The sequence below is a fragment of the Lysobacter sp. P5_B12 genome, assembly GCF_056400425.1.
Window position 1 is genome coordinate 37,289 of record NZ_JBFULG010000010.1, and the last position, 22,297, is coordinate 59,585.

At 66.5% G+C, this 22,297-nt stretch carries 14 protein-coding genes; 13 read left to right on the plus strand and 1 reads right to left on the minus strand.

The features are described from left to right. The first annotated feature begins 12 nt into the window (after window positions 1-12). From AC1DOM_RS14715 to AC1DOM_RS14735, 5 genes are read left to right on the plus strand one after another with little or no spacing between them, the layout of a single operon-like run. Complete coding sequence (locus tag AC1DOM_RS14715; protein ID WP_498964599.1) at window positions 13-1,488, plus strand: glucoamylase family protein; 1,476 nt, start codon at window positions 13-15, stop codon at window positions 1,486-1,488. Then, window positions 1,485-2,783, plus strand: coding sequence for a sugar ABC transporter substrate-binding protein (locus AC1DOM_RS14720; RefSeq protein WP_498964601.1), 1,299 nt, complete (start codon window positions 1,485-1,487; stop codon window positions 2,781-2,783). The genes AC1DOM_RS14715 and AC1DOM_RS14720 overlap by 4 nt, the downstream gene beginning before the upstream one ends. Continuing rightward, entirely contained in the window at window positions 2,780-3,658 is an 879-nt protein-coding gene (locus tag AC1DOM_RS14725; RefSeq protein ID WP_498964603.1) for a carbohydrate ABC transporter permease, read from the plus strand. Before AC1DOM_RS14720 ends, AC1DOM_RS14725 begins: the two co-directional genes overlap by 4 nt. Further along, a complete protein-coding gene (locus tag AC1DOM_RS14730) occupies window positions 3,655-4,491 on the plus strand; it encodes a carbohydrate ABC transporter permease (RefSeq protein WP_498964605.1) in 837 nt (278 codons plus the stop codon). The genes AC1DOM_RS14725 and AC1DOM_RS14730 overlap by 4 nt, the downstream gene beginning before the upstream one ends. Beyond that, window positions 4,488-7,463, plus strand: a complete 2,976-nt coding sequence (locus AC1DOM_RS14735) for a galactose-binding domain-containing protein (protein WP_498964607.1) — start codon at window positions 4,488-4,490, stop codon at window positions 7,461-7,463. The genes AC1DOM_RS14730 and AC1DOM_RS14735 overlap by 4 nt, the downstream gene beginning before the upstream one ends. A 54-nt stretch (window positions 7,464-7,517) precedes the next feature. Here AC1DOM_RS14735 and AC1DOM_RS14740 read toward each other — a convergent pair whose 3' ends face one another. Continuing rightward, window positions 7,518-8,891, minus strand: a complete 1,374-nt coding sequence (locus tag AC1DOM_RS14740) for a GH1 family beta-glucosidase (RefSeq protein WP_498964609.1) — start codon at window positions 8,889-8,891, stop codon at window positions 7,518-7,520. 83 nt (window positions 8,892-8,974) lie between these two features. Between AC1DOM_RS14740 and AC1DOM_RS14745 the strand changes: the two genes are divergently transcribed. From AC1DOM_RS14745 to gyrA, 8 genes are all read left to right on the plus strand, one after another. Then, window positions 8,975-10,081: an ABC transporter ATP-binding protein gene (locus AC1DOM_RS14745; RefSeq protein ID WP_498964611.1), complete on the plus strand. Its 1,107-nt coding sequence runs from the start codon at window positions 8,975-8,977 to the stop codon at window positions 10,079-10,081. 184 nt (window positions 10,082-10,265) lie between these two features. Then, on the plus strand, window positions 10,266-13,769 hold the full coding sequence (gene smc / locus AC1DOM_RS14750; RefSeq protein WP_498964662.1) for a chromosome segregation protein SMC: 3,504 nt from the start codon (window positions 10,266-10,268) through the stop codon (window positions 13,767-13,769). Between the two features lie 31 nt (window positions 13,770-13,800). Continuing rightward, complete coding sequence (zipA, locus tag AC1DOM_RS14755) at window positions 13,801-14,526, plus strand: cell division protein ZipA (protein ID WP_498964613.1); 726 nt, start codon at window positions 13,801-13,803, stop codon at window positions 14,524-14,526. Further along, window positions 14,526-16,613, plus strand: coding sequence for an NAD-dependent DNA ligase LigA (gene ligA, locus AC1DOM_RS14760; RefSeq protein WP_498964615.1), 2,088 nt, complete (start codon window positions 14,526-14,528; stop codon window positions 16,611-16,613). The genes zipA and ligA overlap by 1 nt, the downstream gene beginning before the upstream one ends. Before the next feature lie 11 nt (window positions 16,614-16,624). Then, the gene (gene epmA / locus AC1DOM_RS14765) at window positions 16,625-17,575 is read left to right on the plus strand and encodes an EF-P lysine aminoacylase EpmA (protein WP_498964617.1); all 951 of its coding nucleotides are present in this window, start codon (window positions 16,625-16,627) and stop codon (window positions 17,573-17,575) included. 79 nt (window positions 17,576-17,654) lie between these two features. Continuing rightward, window positions 17,655-18,365: a DUF3011 domain-containing protein gene (locus tag AC1DOM_RS14770; protein WP_498964619.1), complete on the plus strand. Its 711-nt coding sequence runs from the start codon at window positions 17,655-17,657 to the stop codon at window positions 18,363-18,365. 17 nt (window positions 18,366-18,382) lie between these two features. After that, a complete protein-coding gene (gene mtnA / locus AC1DOM_RS14775) occupies window positions 18,383-19,441 on the plus strand; it encodes an S-methyl-5-thioribose-1-phosphate isomerase (RefSeq protein ID WP_498964621.1) in 1,059 nt (352 codons plus the stop codon). 103 nt (window positions 19,442-19,544) lie between these two features. Continuing rightward, window positions 19,545-22,178: a DNA gyrase subunit A gene (gene gyrA / locus AC1DOM_RS14780; protein ID WP_498964623.1), complete on the plus strand. Its 2,634-nt coding sequence runs from the start codon at window positions 19,545-19,547 to the stop codon at window positions 22,176-22,178. The last annotated feature ends 119 nt before the right edge of the window (window positions 22,179-22,297 follow it).

Sequence of the window (22,297 nt, forward strand, 5' to 3'; positions counted from 1 at the left end):
GATGGTGAAGTAATGCAGCACGCGCTTTCGAAAATCGTCCTCACCGCGCTCGCAACCGTCGCGCTGGCTTCGTGCCAGCGCGACGCCGCGAAACCCGAAGCCACGCACACCGCGAAGCCGCCGGCGGCCGTGCCGCATGCGCACGTGGAGCGCGCTGTTCCGCCGCTCGTCGACGATCTCGAAAAGCGAACCTTCGATTATTTCTGGGAAACCACCAACCCGAAGAACGGGTTGGTGCCCGATCGTTGGCCCACGCCGTCGTTCTCCTCGATCGCGGCGGTGGGTTTCGGCCTCACCACGTACGGCGTCGGCGTCGAACGCGGTTGGATCACGCGCGACCAGGCGATCGAACGCACGCTGGCGACGCTGCGCTTCCTCAAGAACGCGAAGCAGGGGCCCGAGGCGACAGGCACGTCCGGTTACAAGGGCTTCTACTACCACTTCCTCGACATGCAGTCGGGGCATCGCTTCCAGACCAACGAACTCTCGACGGTCGACACGACGCTACTGATGGGCGGTGTGCTGTTCGCGCAGACCTATTACGACCACGACGATCCGCGCGAAGCCGAAATCCGCGCCACTGCCGATGCGCTGTATCGCGCGGTGGAATGGCCCTTCGCGCAGGTGCGCAAGCCGCTGATCTCGATGGGATGGAAGCCCGAAGACGGCTTCATCGCCTACGACTGGAACGGTTACAACGAAGCGATCCTGGTCTACATCCTCGCGCTCGCATCCCCGACCCATCCGGTCGGGCGCGATGCGTACGACGCGTGGACCTCGACTTACGATCGTTCGTGGGGTTCGTTCAACGGCGGCCAGGAACACCTGACCTTCCCGCCGCTGTTCGGCCACCAGTATTCGCACGTGTGGGTCGATTTCCGCGGTATCACCGACGATTACATGAAGCGTCGAGGTATCGATTATTTCGAGAACAGCCGCCGCGCGGCGTTGTCGCAGCAGGCCTACGGCAAACAGAACACGCCGGGCTGGAAGGGCTACGACGAAAACGTGTGGGGCTGGACCGCGTCGGATGGCCCGATCGACGCGACGATCGCCTTCAACGGCAAGCCGCGCAAATTCCAGACCTACACCGCGCGCGGAGTCGGCACGCAGTACACGGTCGACGACGGCACGATCGTGCCGACGGCCGCGGCCGCGTCGATCGCGTTTACGCCGGAGGCCTCGATCGCCGCGATCCAGGCGATGCACGACCGCTACGGCAAGGCGATCTACCAGCAGTACGGGTTCCTCGATGCGTTCAACCCGAGCTTCACCTTCAAGCACGAGAAGCTGCACCACGGGCAACTGGTCGAAGGCGTGGGTTGGGTCGACAAGGACTATCTCGGCATCGACCAGGGTCCCATCGTGCTGATGATCGAAAACCATCGCAGCGATTTCGTCTGGTCGGTGATGCGTCGCAATCCCTATATCCGGAAAGGCCTGGAACGCGCGGGCTTCACCGGTGGGTGGCTCGACGAGGCGAAATGACACGCACACCGCGCACGTGGCTGTGGGCCTGTGTCGCGTGCGTGGCGATGCTCGCGGGATGTTCACGCGCTAGTGAAGACACCAAGGTCACCACCATTCGCTTCTGGGTGATGGGCTACGAGGGCGACATGGTCGCCCAGATGTTGCCCGACTTCGAACGCACGCACCCGGGCATCAAGGTGCAACTGCAGCAACTTCCCGTCACGGCCGCGCACGAGAAGCTGCTCACCGCCTTCGCCGGTGACTCGCTGCCCGACGTCTCTCCGCTGGGCAATACTTGGATTTCCGAGTTCGCGACGCTGGGTGCGATCGAACCGCTGGATCCATGGATCGCGCGCACGCCGGGCATCGTGGTCTCCGATTATTTCCCGGGCGCGTGGGATACCGGCGTCATCGATGGAAAGACGCTGGCGATTCCGTGGTACGTCGAAACGCGCCTGCCGTTCTATCGCAAGGACATCGTCGCCGCCGCGGGCGTGAAGACGATGCCGCGCAGTTGGGCCGAATGGCGCGTGGCGATGCGCGCGGTGAAGAAGCACGTGGGCCCCGATCGCTACGCGATCCTGTTGCCGCTCAACGAATACGAACCGCTGCTCAACCTCGCGGTGCAACAGCCCGATCCGCTGCTGCGCGATGGCGGGCGCCACGGGAATTTCCGCAGCGCAGGTTTCAAGCGCACGCTGCAGTTCTACAAGGACACCTTCGACGAAGGCCTCGCGCCGCGCGTGGACAACACGCGCATCTCGAACGTGTGGCAGGAACTGGGCCGCGGCTACTTCAGCTATTACGTCAACGGGCCCTGGAACATCGCCGAGTTCCGAAAGCGCTTGCCGCAGGAGCAAGCGGGCACCTGGGGCACGATGCCGTTGCCCGGGCCGAACGGGCCGGGTGCATCGGTGGCCGGCGGCACGAGCTTCGTGTTGTTCAAGAAGTCCAGGCACAAAGAGGCGGCCTGGCAGTTGATCGCGTGGTTGGCCGAACCGGAACAACAGATTCGGTTGCACGCGATCACCGGCAACCCGCCGCCACGCCGCGCGCCGTGGTCGGCACCCGCGTTGGCGAACGATCCTTACATCCAGGCCTTCCGCGACCAACTCGAGCGCGCAGTCTCCGCGCCCAAGGTGCCGGAGTGGGAGCGCATCGCGCAGGAGATGCGCTTCGTGGGTGAGCTGGTCGCCAACGACAAGTTGAGCGTCGACGAGGCCGCCGCTGAAATGGATCGCCGCGCCGACCGCATCCTCGAAAAGCGCCGCTGGATGCTCGACCACCACACCTTGCCCGGCGGTGCGCAATGAAGGCTTCGCTCGCGGGTTGGGCGTTCACCGCGCCGGCGCTGTCGGTGATCCTCCTGTTCTTCATCCTGCCGGTGTTGGCGGCCTTCGCGCTGTCGGTCACCGACTTCGACATCTACGCGCTGTCCGACCTGCGCAACCTGCGTTTCGTCGGGCTCGACAACTACATCGGGCTGCTCACCAATCCGCTGTTCTGGAAGGCGCTGGGCAACACGCTGTACTTCGTGCTGGTCGGCGTGCCGCTGTCGATCGTGGCCTCGCTGGCGGCAGCCTTGCTGCTGCATTCGAAGCTCGCGCGCTTCAAGCCCCTGTTCCGCACCTCGCTGTTCGCGCCGGTGGTGACCACCGTTGTCGCGGTCGCGGTGATTTGGCGGTACTTCTTCCACACGCGCTACGGCATGGTGAACTGGGCGCTCGGGCTGATGGGCATCGACGCGATCGACTGGCTGGGCGATCCGCATTGGTCGATGCCGACGATCATCCTGTTCGCCGTGTGGAAGAACTTCGGCTACAACATGATCATCTTCCTGGCCGGGCTGCAGGCGATCCCGGAAGATCTGTATGAGGCCGCGCGCATCGACGGCGCGACCTGGTGGCGGCAGTTGTTGCACGTGACCTTGCCGATGCTCGGGCCGGTCTTGCTGCTCGTGTCGATCCTCACGATGGCCGGCTACTTCCAATTGTTCGCCGAGCCTTACGTGATCACACAGGGCGGGCCGTTGCAGAGCACCGTGAGCGTGCTGTACCTGATGTACGAAGAAGGCTTCAAGTGGTGGAACCTCGGCAACGCGTCGGCCGTGGCCTTTCTGTTGTTTGTCTTGATGACGACGGTGACGAGCGGGCTGTTGTGGTTCGCGCGCAGGAAGGGAGCGGAATGAGCGGCGTTGCACGCCAACGCTTGTGGGCGTCCGTGGCGGTGAACGGGGCGCTGGTCGTGTTCGCCGCGGCCGCACTCGCGCCGCTGGTGTGGATGCTGCTGGTGTCGTTCATGCGGCCGGGCGAGGCGAGCCATTTCCCGCCGCCGTGGTGGCCGTCGCAGCCGACCCTGCACAACTATCGCGAATTGTTCGTGCGCGCCGGCATGGGCCGCTACCTGTTGAACAGCTTCCTCATTTCGACCGGCGTGATGCTGATCTCCGTGTTGCTCAACACGCTGGCTGGTTATGCGTTCGCGAAGCTCCGGTTCAAGGGGCGCGAGCGCACCTTCCGCGCGTTGCTGGCTGCGCTGGTGATTCCCGCGCAGGTGGCGATGATGCCGCTGTTCCTGCTGCTCAAGCAGATGGGCCTGGTGAACACCTACTTCGGCGCGATGGTGACGGGGCTGGCAAGCGTGTTCGGCATCTTCCTCGTGCGCCAGTACGCACGGTCCCTGCCGGACGAATTGCTGGAAGCCGCGCGCATCGACGGCGCGGGCGAGGCACGCATCTTCTTCCAGATCGTGCTGCCGGCCTTGCGTCCGATCCTGGTCACGCTGGCGATCTTCGCCTTCCTCGGCGCATGGAACGACTTCATGTGGCCCTTGATCGTGTTGAGCGACCAGACGATGCAGACCCTGCCGGTCGCCCTGGCGAATCTTTCGCGCGAACACGTGCAGGACAACGAATTGATGATGGCCGGCGCGGTGGTCACGGTGATCCCGGTGCTGGTGTTGTTCCTGGCACTGCAGCGGTACTACCTGCAGGGCCTGCTGGTCGGGAGCGTGAAGGGATGACGAAGTGGATCGCGTGCGTGCTGTGCTTGCTGGCGCTCGATGTGCAGGCCCGCGTGCTCGATGACTTCGATTCGAAGGACGGTTGGAAAGTCATTCAATCCGACCAGGTCACCGGCGCCTTGCGCAACGCCGACGGCGGCTTGTGCCTCGACTACGACTTCCACGAGGTCTCCGGCTACGTCGGCCTGCAACGCGATGTCGCGATCGACTATCCCGACAACTACGCATTCGCATTCAAGCTCCGCGGCACGGGGCCGACGAACGACTTCCAGTTCAAGCTCGTCGATGCCAGCGGCGACAACGTCTGGTGGGCGACGAAGCCGAAGTTCGAGTTGCCGTCCGCCTGGACGCCGATGCGCTTCAAGAAGCGCCATATCGCGAAGGCGTGGGGCCCGTCGGAAGAGAAAGACCTCAGGCACAGCGCGAAGCTCGAGTTCACGCTGGCGAGCGGCGAGGGCGGGAAGGGCAGTGCGTGTTTCGATGCGTTGACGTTCGAGGCCTTGCCGGCGCCGGATGATTCGCCGCTCACCGGCACGTTGTCGCGCAAGGACAACGTGTTCACCTACGACCTGGGAAAGGCGCGCGAGATCGGCGGTGCGATCCTGCGATGGAAGCCCGATGCCGGCGGCGATTGGTACACGCTGTCCCTGTCGAATGATGGGCAAGCGTGGCGGCAGGTCTACGAAGTCCGATCCAACGACGGCGGCGAAGACTTCATCGCCTTGCCCGAGGAAGAAGCGCGCTACCTGCGGATCGACGTCAAGTCCGTTCAATTCTTCGGACCCCCGGTCGCCGAACTCGAATCGGTCGAAGTGCAACCGCTCGCGTTCGCCGCCACGAAGAACGATTTCCTGAAGGCCATCGCCGCGCACATGCCGAAGGGCGACTTTCCGCGCGGCTTCGTCGGCGAGCAATCGTACTGGACCATCGTCGGCATCGATGGCGGCACGCAGCAAGGTCTGCTCGGCGAAGACGGCGCGGTGGAGTTCACGCCCGGCAGTTTCAGCATCTGGCCGGTCGGCACGACGCCGACAGGGCGCATCGATTGGGCGACGACCCCGGCGACGCAATCGCTGCAGGACGGCTACCTGCCGATTCCGTCCGTGCATTTCGTGCGCGACGACGCGCGGCTCGATGTCACGGCCTTCGCCGTCGGCAAACCGAACGACGCGCGCCTGATCGTGCGCTATCGCCTGACGAACACGCGCGCGAAGCCCGGCGATTTCGGCCTTACGCTGGAACTGCGTCCCTGGCAGGTCAATCCATCGACGCAGTTCCTCAACACCAGCGGCGGCTTCAGTGCCGTGCGCGATGTGCGCCTCGAAGCGAGGCAGGTGTTCGTCAACGGTTGGCCGCGCGTGGCCCTGTCGGACGCGAGCGAGCCGATGTTCACCAACACCTATCCGTTCGCGTCGCGACACTGGGTGGGACGACATCCGCCGCGCAGCCGCGAAGCGCACGATCCCGACGGCATGGTGTTCGCCGACCTGCCGTATATGCGGACCCTGGCCCCGGGGGAGTCGTTCGAGCTCGCATTGAGTTCGCCGCTGGGCCACCTGGAATCCACGCCGATCACGAACGATGAAGCCGCTCGCCTGCAGGCGCAGGCCGCGGAGGAATGGCACGACAAACTGGATCGCGTGAAATTCAAACTGCCCGAGCAGGGCGAGCACATCGCGAACACCATCCGCACTGCGCTCGCGCACATGGCCATCAGCCGCGTGGGCCCGCGCCTGCAACCGGGCACGCGTTCGTATGCGCGCGCGTGGATCCGCGACGGCGCGATGATCGGTGAAGGTCTGTTGCGACTGGGCCGCGAAGACATCGCGAAAGACTTCCTGCGCTGGTATGCGCAGTATCAATTCGACAGCGGCAAGGTGCCGTGTTGCGTCGACGATCGCGGTGCCGATCCGGTGCCGGAGAACGACAGCCACGGCGAGTTGATCTATTTGATCGCCGAGGTCTATCGCCATACGCGCGACCGGGAGCTGCTGGAAAAGATGTGGCCGCACGTCGTCGGCGCCGTGAAGTACATGGACGCACTGCGCGCGAGCGAACGCACCGACGCCAATCGCGCGAAGAACGCCGCGTTCTACGGACTGATGCCCGCGTCGATCAGCCACGAAGGGTATTCGGCCAAACCGATGCACTCTTACTGGGACGATTTCTGGGCGTTGCGTGGGTACAAAGATGCAGTGCAGATCGCGCAGTGGCTCGGGAAGGACGCAGACGCGCAACGTTTCGCGGCATCGCGCGATCAATTCTCCGGCGATCTCCAGGCTTCGCTGCGCACCGCGATGGCGCAGCAGAAGATCGACTTCATCCCGGGCTCCGCGGAACTGGGCGACTTCGATGCGACGTCGACGACGATCGCGCTCGCGCCGGGCGCGGCCGATGCGGTCCTTCCGCCGGGCGCGCTGGAAAAGACCTTCCAGCGTTACTGGCGCGAGTTCGAGCAGCGTCGCAAGGGCGAGCGCGCGTGGAAGGACTACACGCCCTACGAGTTGCGGACCGTCGGCACCTTCGTTCGCCTGGGCTGGCGCGATCGCGCGCAATCGGCACTGGATTTCTTCTTCGCCGACCAGCAACCACGCGCGTGGAATCAATGGGCGGAAGTCGTCTCGCACACGCCGCGCAAGCCGTTCTTCCTCGGCGACCTGCCGCACGCGTGGGTCGCGAGCGATTACGTGCGCTCGGCGCTGGATCTGTTCGCTTACGAGCGGCCGCAGGACGAGGCCATCGTCATCGCCGCGGGGATTCCCGCCGATTGGTTGAAAGGCGAGGGCATCGCGATCGAAGGATTGCGTACGCCGGGTGGGGCGTTGTCGTATTCGTTGCGGGAGGTTGGCGACAAGGTGGTGCTTGAGGTCGCCGGCGGGATCGAGTTGCCGAAGGGCGGGCTCGTTCTACCTTGGAATGGCAAGGAAACGCGCGTGACGCGCGTGCCGGCGAAGGTCGAGATTGCGCGCTGACGCGCGCTATCCCTCCCCAACCCTCCCGTGCAAGCAGGGGAGGGAGCGGGGCGATCAGTAGGGGAGCGGGTCGTCGATCGACGCGCCGTGACTCGCGATGGCCTTCGAATACCACCGCGCACTGTCCTTCGGCGTGCGTTCCTGCGTGCCGTAGTTCACGTGCACGATGCCGAAGCGCTTGGAGAAGCCCAGCGACCATTCGAGGTTGTCGAGCAGCGACCACACCATGTAACCGCGGATGTCGCAGCCCTGGTCGATCGCGTCGCGGATCGCCGTCAGGTGCTTCTTCAGATAGCCCATGCGCAGCGGATCGCGCACGCGGCCTTCTTCGGCGACCGCCGGATCGAAGAACGCCGCGCCGTTCTCGGTGATGTAGGTCGGCAGGTTGCCGTAGCGGTCCTTCGCCCAAACCAGCAGATCGGTCAGGCCTTGCGGGAAGACTTCCCAACCGGTTTCCGTATACGTGCCCAGCGGTTGGCGCACGGCGCCGGCCTTCAGCGGATAGCTGTCGGTGGCCTGCGTGACGCTGCGGGTGTAGTAGTTGATGCCGATGAAGTCGAGCTTCTGCTTGATCAGCGCGTAATCTTCGTCCGCCCATTCGGGCCACGCGTCGCCGAAGATTTCGTTCTTCAGTTCCGGCGGATATTTGCCGAGCAGCGCGGCGTCGAGGTACTGCTCGTTCATGTACGCGTGTGCGCGCTTGGTCGCCGCGAGGTCTTCGGGCGACTGCGTGTTCGGGTACTTCGGCTCGATGTTCACCACCAGGCCGATCTCGTGCTTGCCGATCTCGCGATAGGCCTTCACCGCCGCGCCGTGTGCGCGCATCAGGTTGTGCGTGGCGATCGGGGTTTCGTATTTGCTGCGATGGCCCGGTGCGAGTGCGCCATGGAGATAGCCACCGTCGGTGACGACCCACGGCTCGTTGAGCGTCACCCACTTCTTCACGCGGCCATCGAGCGCGCGGTACAGCACGCTGCCGTATTCGGCGAACCAGTCGGCGATGTCGCGGTTGAGCCAGCCGCCGCGGTCGTCGAGCGCCGCAGGCAGGTCCCAGTGATAGAGGGTGAGCAGGGGTTCGATGCCCTTGGACAACAACTCATCGACCAGGCGCGAGTAGAAGTCCAGGCCCTTCTGGTTCACGCGGCCGGTGCCGTCGGGGAGGATGCGCGACCACGAGACGCTGAAGCGGTACGCCTTCAGGCCCAGCGAGGCCATCAGCGCGACATCGTCCTTCATGCGGTTGTAGTGGTCGCAGGCCACGTCGCCCGTGTCGCCGTTCACGGTCATGCCGGGCGTATGGGCGAAGCGCGTCCAGATGCTCGGGCCTGCGCCGTCGGCCAGGGGGGAGCCTTCGATCTGGTGCGCGGCGGTGGCGGCGCCCCAGAGGAAACCTTCGGGGAAGCGGCGGGCGTTTGGGTTGGCGGCCATTGTTTGTTCGTGTAAACGGTTACATGGCAGGATACCGCCAACACGCCGCGCATTGCACCGTCCCTTCGTCGAATCGGGAACCGATGGCCCAGGTCAGCCTCGAGCAGGTCCGCAAGGTCTACGCACCCATCAAGGGCGGCAACGGCTTCGTCGCGGTCGATGGCGCGACCTTCGATGTGGCCGATGGCGAGCTGCTCGTCCTCGTCGGGCCCTCGGGCTGCGGCAAATCCACCCTGTTGCGGATGATCGCGGGCCTGGAGGACATCTCCTCGGGCACGCTGCGCATCGGGGAGCGCGTGGTGAACGACGTCGCCCCGAAAGACCGCGACATCGCGATGGTCTTCCAGAGCTACGCGCTGTATCCGCACATGAGCGTGGCCGAGAACCTCGGCTTCGGGCTGAAGCTTCGCGGTGCGTCGAAGTCGGACATCGCCACACGCGTCGACGAAGCCGCCCGCGTGCTCGAACTCGGCAAATTGCTCGACCGCAAACCCGCCGCGCTCTCCGGCGGACAGCGGCAGCGCGTCGCGCTCGGGCGCGCGCTGGTGCGGCATCCGCAGGTCTTCCTGCTCGACGAGCCGCTCTCCAACCTCGACGCCAAGCTGCGCGCCGGCATGCGCGTGGAAATCGCGCGACTGCACCGGCAAGTGGGCGCGACGATGATCTATGTCACGCACGACCAGGTCGAAGCGATGACGCTCGGCCAGCGCATCGTGGTGCTGAAAGATGGCCACGTGCAGCAGATCGACACGCCGATGGCCTTGTACGAGCGGCCGGCGAATTTGTTCGTCGCGACCTTCCTCGGCAGCCCGGCGATGAACGTGTTGCGCGGGCGCTTGGTCCGCCACGATGGCCTCGCACTCGAGATCGGCGATGGCCTCCGTATTCCGATGGGCGAGGGGGCCGACGTCCCGGAAGCCTGGCTCCAACGCGAGATCGCGATCGGCGTGCGTCCCGAAAGCCTGCTGCCCGCCGATGGGGCCGGCGCGTTCGACGCCACGATCGAAATGATCGAAGCCCTGGGCAACGAAACCCTCGTCAATGCGCGCGTCGGCACGCAGTCGCTGGTCTCGCGCATGGCCCCGCGCACTTTGCCGCCCCCGGGCCAGGGCCTGTCGCTTGCGATCGCCCCGGGCCGCTGGCACGCCTTCGATGCGGCCACCGGCGAGCGCCTTGCCCCACCGGGCTGAGCGATTCGCACGGTCGAGGCGCCCACGGCTTCCAAGGCCTCGCTATACTCGCGCGTAATCACGATGACGCCGTCGTGCGCCGCCTGCCGGATCAATGGTTTAGGCGACGTTTCGAAGCGAATCTCTCACATACGGCGGCACGGGCCTGCAAGGCTGCGTGCTGCAGGGGCCGAACGACCGCCGCATGCGCCTGTCCACGATCAAGCTCTCCGGTTTCAAATCCTTCGTCGATCCGACCACGCTGCACCTGCCGACCAACATGACCGGCGTGGTGGGGCCGAACGGTTGCGGCAAGTCCAACATCATCGACGCCGTGCGCTGGGTCATGGGCGAAAGCTCGGCCAGTCGGTTGCGCGGCGATTCGCTCACCGACGTCATCTTCTCCGGCAGCACCGCGCGCAAGCCGGTGTCGCAGGCGACGGTCGAGCTGATCTTCGACAACAGCGACCACACGATCACCGGCGAATACGCCGCGTTCAACGAGATCTCGGTCAAGCGCACCGTGAGCCGCGACGGGCAGAGCACCTACGCGCTCAACGGCACCAAGTGCCGCCGCCGCGACATCACCGATCTGTTCCTCGGCACCGGCCTGGGCCCGCGCAGCTACTCGATCATCGAGCAGGGGATGATCAGCCAGATCATCGAGGCGCGCCCGGAAGAACTGCGCGTGTACCTCGAGGAAGCCGCCGGCATCTCCAAGTACAAGGAACGCCGCAAGGAAACCGAAACGCGCATCCGCCACACGCGCGAAAACCTCGACCGCCTCAACGACCTGCGCGAAGAAGTCGGCAAGCAGCTCGAACACCTGCGCCGCCAGGCGCGCCAGGCCGAGCAGTACCAGTCGATCCAGGCCGAGCGCCGCATCAAGGACGCCGAGTGGAAGGCGCTGGAATATCGCGGCCTCGACGCACGCGTGCAGGCGCTGAAGGAAAAGCTGGACAACGAAGAGACCCGCCTGCAGCAGCTGATCGCCGAACAGCGCGCAGCCGAGGCCAAGATCGAAACCGATCGCGTTCGCCGCGAAGAAGCGAGCGACGCGCTGAACAAGGCGCAGGCCAACGTCTACCAGGTCGGCGGCACGCTGGCCCGCATCGAACAGCAGATCGCGCACCAGCGCGAAATGGCGCAGCGCCTGCAACGCGCACGCGATGAGGCGCAAAGCCAGCTCAGCGAACTGGGCTCGCACATCAGCGGCGACGAAGCGCGCCTCAACGGCCTGCGCGAGGCGATCGCACAAGCCGAACCCGAACTCGAACGCCTGCGCGCCGACGACACCGCGCGCCAGGAAGCGCTGCGCGACGCCGAAACCGCGCTCGCCGACTGGCAGCAACGCTGGGATGCGCACACCAAGGCGCAGTCCGAAGCCGCGCGCGCGGGCGATGTCGAACGCACGCGCATCGAACACCTGGATCGCCAGACGCTCGACGCCGATCGCCGCCGCGAGCAGCTCAACGCAGAACGCGCGAGCCTCGATCTGTCGTCCCTGTCCGAAGCCTTCGCCGGCACGCAGCAGCAACACGACACGCAGAAGGCTTCGCTCGAAGGCCTCACCGCGCAGGTCGAAGAACGCAAGGCGGCCGTCACCGCCATGCAGGACCAGCAGCGCAGCGCGCAGAGCGAAATCGCGGACGTGCGCAAGAACGCGCAGGCTTCGCGCGGTCGCCTCTCCTCTCTGGAAGCCTTGCAACACGCCGCGCTTGGCCAGGAACAGGGCGCCGCGACCGCTTGGCTCAAGGCGCGTGGCCTCGACAGCGCCGCGCGCGTCGGCGAAAAACTCCAGGTCGAATCGGGTTGGGAAAACGCCGTCGAAGGCGCGCTCGGCCAGTTGATCGAAGGCGTGCTCGTCGAAGCGCCCGAAGCACTCGTCGAAGCGCTCGGCGACCTCGGCGAAGGCCGCCTGACGCTGGTCGATCCGGCGGGCGCCGAGTTCCCGGTCGCCTCGACCTCGCTCGCCGCGAAGGTGAAGGGCCCGGCCGCGATCCGTCGCCTGCTTTCGAAACTCCATGGCGCCGAAACCCTGGCCGAAGCGCGCGCACTCGTGCCGCAGCTGGGCGATGGCGAATCGGTGATCACGCGCGCGGGCGAACGCCTCGGCGCCGGCTGGGTGCGCGTGGTGCGCTCCGGCGCAGCCAAGCAGGGTGCGTTGCTGCGCGAGAAGGAAATCCAGTCGCTGCGCGCGGAGATCGAAGATCTCCAGAAGCGCGAAGCGGTCCTCAACGAAACGCTGACGCGCCTGCGCGACCAGGCGCTCGCCGCCGAGCAGCAGCGCGAAGACGCACAGCGCGCGTTGTATCTCGCGCATCGCGGTGTGTCGGAACTCGCCGGCCAGTTGCAGAGCCAGCAGGGCAAGCTGGATTCGGCGCGCAATCGCATCGAACGCATCGACACCGAGCTGTCGCAGTTGATCGCCACGCTCGACGCGAACCGCGACCAGGCTCGCGAAGCGCGTTCGAAGCAGGAAGACGCGGTCGGCCGCATGGGCGAACTCGAACAGGTCCGCCAGGCCCTGGACGCCGAACGCCGCCGCTTCGCCGAAGCCCGCGACAACGCCCGCGTTTCCGCGCGCGAATCGCGCGACACCGCGCACGCGCTCGCGCTGACGGTCGAATCGCAACGCGCGCAGATCGTGGCGCTCGCGCAGTCGCTCGAACGCATGGGTAGCCAGCGCGGCCAGCTCGACTCGCGCCTGGGTGAACTCGCCTCGCAGCTCACCGACGGCGACGCCCCGGTCACCGCGCTGGAAAGCGAGCGCCAGAACGCGCTGGAAGAACGCGTCCGCGCCGAAAAGGCCCTGGGCGAAGCGCGCTCCATGCTCGAAGGCATCGACGCCGAACTGCGCGGCAACGAACAGACGCGCCACCAGCGCGACGAACAGGCCATCGCCCAGCGCGAGAAGATCGGCCAGCGCAAGCTCGACCAGCAGGCGCTCGTCATCAACGCCGATCAGTTGTCGGCCGCGGTGGTGGAAGCCGGTTTCGTGTTGCAGGAAGTGATCGACACCCTCGCGCCGGATGCCGACGTCGGCGCGTGGGAAAAGACGGTCACCGATTTCGACGCCAAGCTGCGCCGCCTGGAGCCGGTGAACCTGGCCGCGATCCAGGAACACGCCGAAGCCGCGCAGCGCAAGGAATACCTCGACGCGCAGGACACCGACCTGACCACCGCGCTGGAAACGCTGGAAGAGGCGATCCGCAAGATCGACCGCGAAACCCGCGGCCGTTTCAAGGACACCTTCGATCGCGTGAATTCGGGCGTGCAGGAACTGTATCCGCGCCTGTTCGGCGGCGGCCACGCTTACCTCGAACTCACGGGCGAGGACCTGCTCGACACCGGCGTTGCGATCATGGCGCGCCCGCCGGGCAAGCGCGTGTCGAATATCTCGCTGCTGTCGGGCGGTGAAAAGGCGATGACCGCGGTCGCGCTGGTGTTCGCGATCTTCCGCCTCAACCCCGCGCCGTTCTGCCTGCTCGACGAGGTGGACGCGCCGCTCGACGAAGCCAACGTCGGCCGTTTCACGGCGATGGTCAGCGAGATGAGCGAAGCGGTACAGTTCCTGTTCGTCACCCACAACAAGGCGACGATGGAAGCCGCGCAACAGTTGTCCGGCGTCACGATGCGCGAGCCGGGCGTCAGCCGCCTGGTGTCCGTCGACCTCGCCGAAGCCGCGCGCCTGGCCGGCGCCGCCTGACCTCACGCAGTCTCATCACAGGGAGCACGCGATGGATTCGACGGTACTGCGCATAGGCATCGCGATCGCGGGCGTGCTGTTGATCGCCGCGATCTACATCTTCGGCCGCCCGCGCAAGCCGGGGCAGGGGCGTCGTGTCGGCGGCGGGTTTGCCGACGCCGCCAACCGCGGCGATGCAGAACGCATCGAGCCCACGCTGGGCGAACAGATTTCCGACGAATTCGCCGCCGGCGAGCAGTCGCAATCCGAACTCGAGCTGGGCGCCCGCAACGAGAACAGCGAGCTGGGCAAGCGCGGCGACGCCTCGTTCGAAAAGATCGTTACCTTGTATGTCGCCGCACGCGAAGGCGCGAAGCTGCGCGGCAGCGACATCGTCGTCGCGGCCGAAAAGGCCGGCCTGACCTACGGCCACATGCAGATCTTCCACCGCCTGGTCGAAGGCCACCCCGAGCGCGGCCCGATCTTCTCCGTCGCGAACATCATGAAGCCCGGCAGTTTCGAGATGGCCACGATCCAGGAACTCGAAACCCCCGCGATCGCCTTCTTCCTCACGCTGCCGGCGCCGATGACCGCGCTGGATGCATGGGAAAAGATGCTGCCGACCGCGCAGCGCATGGCCGAGTTGCTCGACGGCGTGGTGCTCGACGAATCGCGCAATGCGCTGGGCCGCCAACGCATCGCGCACATCCGCGATGAACTGCGCGGCTACGACCGCCAACACGAAGCGCCGCCGCTGACGAAGCCGGCGCGCTGGTAATGGGGAAGGCCGCTGCAACCGCGGCGCGGGTCGAAGAACTGCGCCGCCTTCTCGACGACGCCAATTACCGCTACTACGTCCTGGACGACCCCACGCTCGCCGACGCCGAGTACGACAAGCTCCTGCGCGAACTCGAAGCGCTCGAACGCGAGCACCCCGAACTCGCCGACCCCAATTCGCCGACCATGCGCGTGGGCACCGCGCCTTCGGGCAAGTTCGCCGAGGTCAAGCACGCGGTGCCGATGCTGTCGCTGGCGAACGCGTTCGAAGACGACGAAGTCGCCGAGTTCGTCGCGCGCATCGCGAAGGAAACCGGCGACGCGACGCCCGATTTCTCGGTCGAACCCAAGCTCGACGGCCTGGCGATCAGCCTGCGCTACGAAGACGGCGTGTTCGTGCGCGGCGCGACGCGCGGCGATGGCGCGACGGGCGAAGACGTCACGGCCAACCTGCGCACCGTGCGCAGTGTGCCCCTGCGATTGCGCGGCAAGGCGCCGAAGGTGCTGGAAGTGCGCGGCGAGGTGTACATGCCCAAGGCCGCGTTCGAAAAGTACAACGCGTGGGCGCGGGAACACGGCGAGAAGACGCTCGCCAATCCCCGCAACGGCGCGGCCGGTTCACTGCGCCAGCTCGATCCGCGCATGACGGCGCAGCGCCCGCTGGCGTTCTATGCGTATGCGCTGGGCGAAGTGGAGGGCGCGACGCTCCCCGCGACGCACTCGCGCACCCTGCAATGGCTGCGCGAACTCGGCCTGCCGGTGAGCGCGGAAGTCGACGTCGCCACGGGCGCCGACGGCCTGCTCGCGTATTACAAGCACATCGGCGACAAGCGCAACGCGCTGCCGTACGACATCGACGGCGTGGTCTACAAGCTCGACCGCTACGACCAGCAGCGCGCGATGGGCTTCGTTTCGCGCGCGCCGCGCTGGGCCATCGCGCACAAGTATCCGGCGCAGGAAGTGCCGACCGTCGTCGAGTCGATCGAGGTCAATGTCGGCCGCACCGGTGCGGTTACGCCGTGGGTGTTGATGACGCCGGTGCAGGTCGGCGGCGTGACGGTTACGCGCGCGACGCTGCACAACGCCGACCAGATCGCGCGCCTGGACGTGCGCGTCGGCGACACGGTGATCGTGCGTCGCGCGGGCGATGTCATTCCCGAGGTCGTGCGCGTGGTCGAGGAAAAGCGTCCGGTCGATGCGAAGGGCAAGCCGAAATTCCCCGCATATCAGTTGCCGACGGAATGCCCGGTCTGCGGCTCGGCGATCGAACGCGAAGAAAACGAAGTCGTCGCACGCTGCACCGGCGGTCTGTTCTGCCCGGCGCAACGCGTGCAGGCGCTGTTCCACTTTGCCTCGCGCCGCGCGATGGACATCGAAGGCCTGGGCGAACGCTTCATCACCGCGCTGGTCGAGTTCGACATGGTGCGCAGCGTGGCCGACCTGTACAAGCTGACGGTCGAGGATTTCGTCGCGATGAAGCAACGCGCGGACGAACTCGCCGATGCGGTGCCCGAGACCGTGAAATCCGGCAAGGTCGCCACGAAGTGGGCCGAAAACCTGGTCGCCGCGATCGATGCCAGCCGCACGACGACACTCGAACGCGTGCTCTACGCCCTCGGCGTTCGCGATGTCGGTGAAAGCACCGCGCGCACGTTGGCGCGGCATTTCGGCGCGCTCGATCCGATCCTCGCGGCCGACGAAGAAACGCTGCGCCAGGTGCCCGACATCGGCCCCGTGGTCGCCGCGCGTATCGCGCACTTCTTCGCCGAATCGCACAACCGCGAGGTCATCGCTGCCTTGCGCGCGAACGGCGTGCACTGGCCGGAAGGCGCGCCGCAACGCGCGGCCGACGGCCCGCTCGCGGGACAGACGGTGGTGCTGACCGGCGGTCTGTCTTCGATGTCGCGCGACGAAGCCGGCGCGAAGCTCGAAGCCCTGGGCGCGAAAGTGTCCGGCAGCGTCTCCAAGAAGACGAGTTTCGTCGTCGCCGGCGAGGCAGCCGGCAGCAAGCTGGCCAAGGCGCAGGAGCTCGGCGTCGAAGTCTGGGACGAAGCGCGCTTGATCGCATTCCTCGCGGATCAGGTTTGAAGCCCATCGCGATGACCCACGACGCGCTCCGTCTCCGTGCCCGCCTGTACGCCACCTTGCGCGCGTTTTTCGCGGAGCGTGGCGTGCTCGAAGTCGAAACGCCGGTGCTCTCGCGCGCGGGCAACACCGATCCGAACATCGCCTCGTTCTCGCTCGAATTCTCCGGCCGCACCGACGGCGCACCGCGCACGCGCTGGTTGCGCACGTCCCCCGAATTCCCGCTCAAACGCCTGCTGGCCGATGGCATCGGCGATTGCTACGAACTCGGGCGCGTGTTCCGCGATGGAGAAGCCGGCGGGCGCCACAATCCCGAATTCACGATGCTCGAGTGGTATCGCGTCGGGCGCGATCATCGTTGGCTCGCGAACGAAACGGTCGAAGTGATCCGTGCGGCGCTCGCATTGGTCGGGCGTGACGTGCGCGTGGTCGACATCGCGTATCGCGATCTGTTCCGCGATCGCCTGGGCATCGATCCTTTCGCCGCCGACGATGCGCAATTGCGCAACGCGTTGGGCGATGTCGTCATCGATCCCGAGGGCTTGGTGCACGACGACTGGCTCGACTTGCTGATCACGCATCGGCTGCAGCCGGCCTTCGACGCCGACACCGTCCACATCGTGCGCGACTACCCGGCATCGCAATGCGCGCTGGCGAAGATCCGCCCCGGCGATCCGCCCCTCGCCGAGCGCTTCGAAGTGTTCCTGGGTCCGCTGGAACTTGCCAACGGGTATCACGAACTGCTGGACGCGGGCGAGCAACGCGCGCGTTTCGAACGCGACCAGGCCGTGCGCAGGGCGCGCGGGCAGGCCGCGCCGCCCATCGACGAAGCGCTGCTGGCCGCGCTGGAGCGCGGTTTGCCGCCCTGCGCGGGCGTAGCCCTGGGCGTCGACCGGCTGATGATGGCCCTGGCGGGCACCGACCGGATCGCCGACGTGCTGGCTTTCGATTTCGCGCGGGCGTGACGCGCCTGAGTTCAACGTGGTCTTGACCCCGCATTCAGCGATCCGGGACAGTGCGCGAAGGAAATCGAGGACTTCGTCGATGCCAACCAGCGCCTCCCCCGTTTTGCTCGCCGGCCTGATGGTCGTCGCGCCTGCGTGGGCGCAACAATTCCGCACGGCCGAACCGTATCCGGGCAACCGGCCCGACATCGTGCGTTGCGAATCGGCGAAGGGCCGGTCCACCTCCTGCAAGGCCGACGTGCGCGGTGGCGCGCGCCTGGTGCGGCAGTTGTCGCGCAGTCCGTGCATCGAGGGCGAGAACTGGGGCGTGCGCGAAGGCGAGATCTGGGTGCGCGCGGGATGTCGCGCGGACTTCGGCCTCGGCGATACGAAGGCGATCGCGCCGGGCCCGCAATTCCTCAAATGCGAGGCGTCCAACACGGTGTCGCGCCGGCATTGTCCGGCCCTGACGATCGGTGGCGTGCAATTGATCCGGCAGTTGTCGAAGTCGCAGTGCATCCAGCACAGCACCTGGGGCTACGACCGCAACAGCGTGTGGGTGTCGCAGGGCTGTCGCGCGGAGTTCCAGATCGGCGAGGGGCATGCGGCGGTGGAAAAACTGGGCCCGCAGCAGGTGCGATGCGAATCCGACCGCGGGCGCGAGCGTCGTTGCGAAGTCGGTGTGTGGCAGGGCGCGCGCTTGACCCGGCAGTTGTCGAAGTCGCCGTGCGTGCAGAACCACAGTTGGGGCTGGGACCAGCGCGGCGTGTGGGTGAGCCGCGGCTGCAGGGCGGAATTCACCGTCTGGTAGTGCCTTAAACTACCGGAATGGACGATTTCGACTACGCCCGCTACGACCGCATCCGCCCCATCCGCTGGACCGGCGACGCGCTGGAACTGCTCGACCAACGCAAGCTCCCCTTCGACACCGAATACCTGACCTGCCGCACCAGCGACGACGTCGCCGCCGCGATCCACGCACTCGCCGTGCGCGGCGCGCCCGCGATCGGCATCGCGGCCGCATGGGGCGTGGTGTTGGCCGAACGCGCCGTCGAAGCGACCGACGCGCGCGATGCCGCCGCCCAGCTCGAACCGGCATTGCAACGCCTCAACGCCGCACGCCCGACCGCGGTGAATCTCGCCTGGGCGCTGGCCCGCATGCGCGCCGCGCTCGCTCGCGCCGACCACGACTGGCGCGGTGCCCTCGAACGCGAAGCGCAGGCCATCGACACCGAAGACCTCGCCGCAAACCGTCGCATGGGCGCGCTCGGTGCTTCGCTCATCGAACCGGGCAGCGGCGTGCTCACGCATTGCAATACCGGTTCGCTCGCAACCGCCGGTTTCGGCACCGCGCTCGGCGTGATCCGCGCCGGCGTCGCGCAGGGCCGCATCGACCAGGTCTTCGCCGGCGAAACGCGCCCGTGGTTGCAGGGCGCGCGCCTGACTGTGTGGGAATTGCAGCAGGACGGGATCGACGCCACGCTCATCGCCGATTCGGCCGCCTCGCACCTGATGAAGACCGGCAAGGTGCAGTGGGTGGTCGTCGGCGCCGACCGCATCTGCGCCAACGGCGATACCGCCAACAAGATCGGCACCTACCAGCTCGCCATCGCCGCCCGCCATCATGGGGTCGGGTTCATGGTGGTGGCGCCGTCCTCGACCGTCGACATGGCCACGCCCAGCGGCGAGATGATCGAAATCGAGGAGCGCGACGCCGCCGAATTGCACGTCGTCGGCGGCAGCCGCACCGTGGCCGAGGGCATCGGTGCCTGGAATCCGGTGTTCGATGTCACGCCCCACGATCTGATCGATGCGATCGTCACGGAGCGGGGGGTGATCCGCCATCCCGACGCGGCTTCGATGCGTGATGCCTTCGGGATGCCATGAAGCGCCCCTAAGTTCCTGTTTTTACCCAAGAATCGGCCCCTCGACGGGGCCGTTTCCATGCTAGAATTCCCGTCTTGCGCACTCCTTAGAAAAAGCCCACCGAATGGCAGAACTCGCCAAGGAAATCATCCCGGTCAACCTCGAAGACGAGATGCGCCGCAGCTACCTCGATTACGCGATGAGCGTGATCGTGGGGCGCGCGCTCCCCGACGTCCGGGATGGCCTCAAGCCGGTGCATCGCCGCGTGCTGTTCGCGATGAACGAGCTCGGCGCCCACAGCAACAAGCCGTACTACAAGTCGGCGCGCATCGTCGGCGACGTCATCGGTAAGTACCACCCGCATGGCGACACCGCGGTGTACGACACGCTGGTGCGCATGGCGCAGCCCTTCTCGCTGCGCTACATGCTCGTCGACGGGCAGGGCAACTTCGGTTCGATCGACGGCGACTCCCCGGCGGCCATGCGATACACCGAGGCGCGCATGTCGCGCCTGGCGCATGAGTTGATGGCGGACATCGACAAGGAAACCGTCGACTTCCAGCCCAACTACGACGAGAAGGAACTCGAGCCCACCGTCATGCCGACGCGTGTGCCGAACCTGCTGGTCAACGGTTCGGCGGGCATCGCGGTCGGCATGGCGACGAACATCCCGCCGCACAACCTCAACGAAGTCATCGACGCGACGATCGCGCTGATCGACGATCCGCTGCTCGACGTCGAAGGCCTGATGCAGTACATCCCCGGCCCGGATTTCCCGACCGCGGGCATCATCAACGGCACTGCCGGCATCCAGCTCGCCTACCGCACCGGCCGCGGCCGCGTGCGCATGCGTGCGCGCGCCGAGATCGAAGTCAACGAAGACAACGGCCGCGAAGCCATCGCGGTGTCGGAGATCCCGTACCAGGTCAACAAGGCGCGGCTGATCGAAAAGATCGCCGAGCTGGTGAAGGAAAAACGCCTCGAGGGCATCAGCGAGCTGCGCGACGAGTCCGACAAGGACGGCATGCGCATCTACATCGAGGTCAAGCGCGGGGAGTCGGCCGAGGTCGTGCTGAACAACCTCTACGCGCAGACGCAGATGGAGTCGGTGTTCGCGATCAACATGGTCGCGCTGGTCGACGGGCGCCCGCAGCTGCTCAACCTCAAGCAGATGCTGGAAGCCTTCGTGCGCCACCGCCGCGAAGTCGTCACCCGCCGCACCATCTTCGAACTGCGCAAGGCCCGCCAGCGCGCCCACGTGCTCGAAGGCCTCACCGTCGCGCTCGCCAACATCGACGAGATGATCGAGCTGATCAAGACCTCGGCGAACCCGAACGAAGCCCGCGAGCGCATGCTCGCGCGCCGTTGGCAGCCGGGCCTGGTGGGCTCGCTGCTGGCCGCGGCCGGCGCCGATGCCTCGCGTCCGGAAGACCTGCCGGCGGGCGTCGGCCTGTCGGAAGACGGCTACCAGCTCACCGAAGTCCAGGCGCAGCAGATCCTCGAGATGCGCCTGCACCGCCTCACCGGGCTGGAGCAGGAAAAGCTCACCGACGAATACAAGCAGTTGCTCGAAACCATCTCGGGCCTGATCCGCATCCTCGAAAACCCCGACGTGCTGCTCGACGTCATCCGCACCGAGCTGCGCAATCTCAAGGAAGAATTCGGCGACGCGCGTCGTTCGGAAATCCGCGCCAGCGAGGAAGACCTCGACATCCTCGACCTCATCGCGCCGGAAGACGTGGTGGTGACGCTGTCGCATTCGGGTTACGCCAAGCGCCAGCCGGCCAGCTCGTATCGCGCGCAGCGCCGTGGCGGCCGTGGCCGCAACGCGGCGATGACCAAGGACGAGGACTTCATCGACCAGCTGTGGCTGGTGAACACGCACGACACGCTGCTCACCTTCACCAGCTCCGGCCGCGTGTTCTGGCTGCCGGTGTACCAGTTGCCCGACGCCGGCCCGCACGCGCGCGGCCGTCCGATCGTCAACTGGATCCCGCTGGAACCGGGCGAACAGGTCCAGGCCGTCCTCCCGGTGCGCGAGTACCGCGATGATCGCTTCGTGTTCTTCGCCACCCGGCACGGCACGGTGAAGAAGACGCCGCTGACGGAGTTCGCCTTCCGCCTGCAGCGCGGCAAGATCGCGATCAACCTCGACGACGGCGACGCGCTGGTCGGCGTCGCGCTGACCTGCGGCGAGAGCGAAGTCATGCTGTTCGCGTCCAACGGCAAGGCCGTGCGCTTCGCCGAGGGCGAAGTCCGTTCGATGGGCCGCACCGCCACCGGCGTGCGCGGCATGCGCCTGGCCGAAGGCGAGGAAGTCCGCAGCCTGATCGTGATCGAAGGCGACGGCGACATCCTCACCGCCAGCGAACGCGGCTACGGCAAGCGCACCCCCGCGGCGGACTACCCGCGCAAGGGTCGCGGTACGCAGGGCGTCATCGCGCTCCAGACCACCGCCCGCAACGGCAAGCTGGTCGGCGCCATCCAGCTCAGCGACCACCACGAGGTGTTGCTGATCTCCGATGGCGGCACGCTGGTGCGCACGCGCGCGGCGGAGATCTCGCAGGTCGGCCGCAACACGCAGGGCGTCACGCTGATCCGCCTTGCGGCGGACGAGACCTTGCAGGCGGTCGAACGCGTGGATGCGTCGCTGGACGACGAGGTCGTGGTGTCGGAAGCTGAAGGCGCGGCAACGGAGGTCGTCGACGCGACTGCCGACGTGTCCGCCGGCGACGCCGAGGGCCGTATTCCGGAGTGATCGCGCGAGTGCGCAAACGCATTCGACGACGCCGCCTCCGGGCGGCGTTGTCGTATCTGGCGCATGATTCGGCGACCGCAAGGCGACAGCTTGTCGCCGCACAACACAAATAGGGATCG